Here is a 3,564-nt window from a genome sequence, read left to right on the forward strand (position 1 = left end):
TCCGGCCTCTATTACAACCGCCACCGCTATTATGACCCGCTGCAGGGGCGGTATATCACTCAGGATCCGATTGGGCTTAAGGGGGGATGGAATTTTTATCAGTATCCGTTGGATCCGGTCATAAATGTAGATCCGCAAGGTTTGGTTGATATAAATTTATACCCCGAAAGTGATCTTATCCATTCTGTAGCTGATGAGATTAATATCCCAGGCGTTTTCACAATCGGGGGGCATGGTACCCCCACATCTATTGAATCCGCAACGCGCAGTATCATGACAGCTAAAGATCTAGCATATCTAATTAAATTTGATGGGAATTATAAAGATGGGATGACAGTTTGGTTATTTTCTTGTAATACAGGTAAAGGACAAAATTCATTTGCTAGCCAATTAGCTAAAGAGTTACATACAAATGTAATAGGACCTGACACGCTATGGACGTGGTGGGGGCGAGGAACTAATGGTAAGTTAAAAATGGATACAGTGCTAACAGCACCAACGAACCTTAATTCAAATAAGGATCTAATGGCTATAACAACAAAAGACCTTGGTAATTGGATAACATATGGGCCATCTGGGCACCCCATTTCTAATATGCAAGGTACGCCAGAAAAACCCAGTGATATAAGATAGGTTGTAGATGTATGAAAGCATGCTTGTTACTATTTTTTTATTTCTCTTTTATTTTTCAATTGCATGGTGCTGATGTGAAAATAAAACAAAACGAAAGTATGATGGGGTCTACAGCAATGACCTATGATTTAAGTGAAGAAAAGTTGATGAAACTGAAGTATAAATCACAACATGGTGATTCAGAGGCATCATTTCGACTATATCAATATTACTGCTTTACTAAAAATAACATTTACAAACAATTGCGATACTTAGAAAGATCAGCATCTCAGGGGAGTGTTACAGCGCAGTTTAATTATGGGGTTTTTTTATCGGATACAAATCCAATATTATCAGAACATTATAATTTGAATAAAGCTATTTATTGGATGGAATTCGCTGTAAATAACGGTAATATTGATGCAAAGAGCAAACTTCAAGATCTCAAAAAGCTAAAGCTAAAGCGAATGGATAGAAGGAAGAATAAGGAGAATCCGTAAAAGCAATAATTCATCAGACTGCCGCAGCAGTAGTATGATGATGAATCAGGGCTGTACTATAACTATTATCGGTAACATTAACCGCAGCAGGGGCGGTATAACACTCAGGCTCCGATTGGGCTGGAAGGTAGGTGGAATTTTTATCAGTATCCGTTGAACCCGATTTCTGGAATCGATCCCCTTGGGATTAGCCACCTGTTTATACAGCATAACTTTAGGTATGCTTTCGTGTGTTTCAGATATACCAGGTGATGATAATTTTTATGATGTGCTTAGTATTCCAGTCGCTTCTGGTAATAATATGCAATGTAAAAATAATCCCCGTTGTACACATTTATAAATAGAGGGCCAATACCTCAAGGCCTATGGAGTTGGAATGTTAATGACCCGGGAGCAAGCAATAGAAAACCTGACGGCATACGATTAGTACCGTCAGTTAATACAGGAACTTATAATCGTAATGGATTTTCAATACATAGTTGTTTAAACGCTTTTGGTCCGTCTTTAGGACCTCGATTCTGTTCCGAGGGTTGTATAACTGGTTCATCTAATGACATGCCAGGGAAAGATCACGTAACGCTGCTTTTTTGTACTAAATAATTCGCATTTTATGTTTGAAAATTGAGATATTCCTCATTACCTAAAGCTGTTTTTATTGCTTATACATGATCAAATACTCCTTACATAATTAAGGAGAACAAAATGGAACTTAAAAAATTGATGGAGCATATTTCTATTATCCCCGATTACAGACAAGCCTGGAAAGTGGAACATAAATTATCGGATATTCTACTGTTGACTATTTGTGCCGTTATTTCGGGTGCAGAAGGTTGGGAAGATATAGAGGATTTTGGGGAAACACATCTCGATTTTTTAAAACAATACGGTGATTTTGAAAATGGTATTCCTGTTCACGATACCATCGCCAGAGTTGTATCCTGTATCAGTCCTGCAAAATTTCACGAGTGCTTTATTAACTGGATGCGAGATTGCCATACTTCAGATGATAAAGACGTCATCGCAATTGATGGAAAAACACTCCGGCATTCTTATGACAAGAGTCGCCGCAGGGGAGCGATTCATGTCATTAGTGCGTTCTCAACAATGCACATTCTGGTCCTGGGGCAGATCAGGACGGATGAGAAATCTAATGAGATCACAGCTATCCCTGAACTTCTTAACATTTTGTATATTAAAGAGAAAATCATCACAACTGATGCGATGGGTTGCCAGAAAGATATTGCAGAGAAGATACAAAAACAGGGTGGTGATTACTTATTCGCTGTAAAAGGAAACCAGGGGCGGCTGAATAAAGCCTTTGAGGAAACATTTCCGCTGAAAGAATTAATTAATCCAGAGCATGACAGTTACGCAATTAGTGAAAAGAGTCACGGCAGAGAAGAAATCCGTCTTCATATTGTTTGCGATGTCCCTGATGAACTTATTGATTTTACATTTGAATGGAAAGGACTGAAAAATTATACGTGGCAGTCTCCTTTCGGTCAATAATAGCAGAACAAAAGAAAGAGCCAGAAATGACGGTCAGATATTATATCAGCTCTGCTGATTTAACCGCTGAGAAGTTCGCCACAGCAATCCGAAACCACTGGCACGTGGAGAATAAGCTGCACTGGCGTCTGGACGTGGTAATGAATGAAGACGACTGCAAAATAAGAAGAGGAAACGCAGCAGAATTATTTTCAGGGATACGGCACATTGCTATTAATATTTTGACGAATGATAAGGTATTCAAGGTAGGGTTAAGACGTAAGATGCGAAAAGCAGCCATGGACAGAAACTATCTCGCGTCAGTCCTTGCGGGGAGCGGGCTTTCGTAATCTTGCCCTGACTGGTCTAATGATTCTTTAGAAACATGTAAGATGAAGTGCTCCGGAAATAACATTGGACGCTTTATTAGATTTGTATTCACCGGAGTGATGTAATGAAATATATTATTTTTTTATTCAGAGCTATATGGCTGGCTTTATCGCTTTTAATACTATTCTTTTCCATGCATAGACTTTCACTATTAGACTCCACTCGTGATGTGAGCGAGTTAATTAGTCTCATGTCTTATGGAATGATGGTAATCTGTTTTCCAACAGGCATAGTATTCTTTATTGCTCTAATATTTATAGGGACTGTTTCAGACATTATTGGCGTAAGGATTGATAGTAAGTATATTATGGCGATAATAATATGGCTTTATTTTCTGTCAGGAGGGTATATTCAATGGTTTGTATTAAGTAAGCGCATTATAAACAAATAAATTAAGTTAATTGCTCTTATTATTATATGTAACCTGGGCATTGATATCCCGTATGCCACGGACCCGGCAGGCAACCGCCTGCCCGACCCGGAGCTGCACCCGGACAGCACCCTCAGCATGTGGCCGGATAACCGTATCGCCCGTGACGCGCACTATCTTTACCGGTATGACCGTCACGGCAGG

At 39.3% G+C, this 3,564-nt stretch carries 3 protein-coding genes and 4 pseudogenes; all 7 read left to right on the forward strand.

Going from position 1 to position 3,564, the window contains the following annotated elements:
• Positions 1-633 (forward strand): RHS repeat-associated core domain-containing protein (locus ACJHYD_RS24370; protein ID WP_059326623.1); only part of this gene is annotated, 633 nt, incomplete at its 5' end.
• An 11-nt stretch (positions 634-644) separates the two neighbouring features.
• Positions 645-1,112 carry a sel1 repeat family protein gene (locus tag ACJHYD_RS24375; RefSeq protein WP_001521833.1) on the forward strand — a complete coding sequence of 156 codons (468 nt, stop codon included), beginning with the start codon at positions 645-647 and terminating at the stop codon, positions 1,110-1,112.
• A 33-nt stretch (positions 1,113-1,145) separates the two neighbouring features.
• Positions 1,146-1,364: pseudogene (locus tag ACJHYD_RS24380) on the forward strand (RHS repeat-associated core domain-containing protein); the annotation flags it as partial.
• 450 nt (positions 1,365-1,814) lie between these two features.
• Positions 1,815-2,950 (forward strand): annotated as a pseudogene (locus tag ACJHYD_RS24385) (ISAs1 family transposase).
• Positions 2,951-3,055: pseudogene (locus ACJHYD_RS24390) on the forward strand (hypothetical protein); the annotation flags it as partial.
• Entirely contained in the window at positions 3,055-3,381 is a 327-nt protein-coding gene (gene ybfB / locus ACJHYD_RS24395; protein WP_000873944.1) for a protein YbfB, read from the forward strand. The pseudogene ACJHYD_RS24390 and the gene ybfB, both read left to right, overlap by 1 nt.
• A gap of 30 nt (positions 3,382-3,411) precedes the next feature.
• A pseudogene (locus tag ACJHYD_RS24400) lies at positions 3,412-3,564 on the forward strand (hypothetical protein); the annotation flags it as partial.

Source organism: Escherichia sp. WS1368, from assembly GCF_046487485.1.
Lineage (GTDB): Bacteria > Pseudomonadota > Gammaproteobacteria > Enterobacterales > Enterobacteriaceae > Escherichia > Escherichia coli.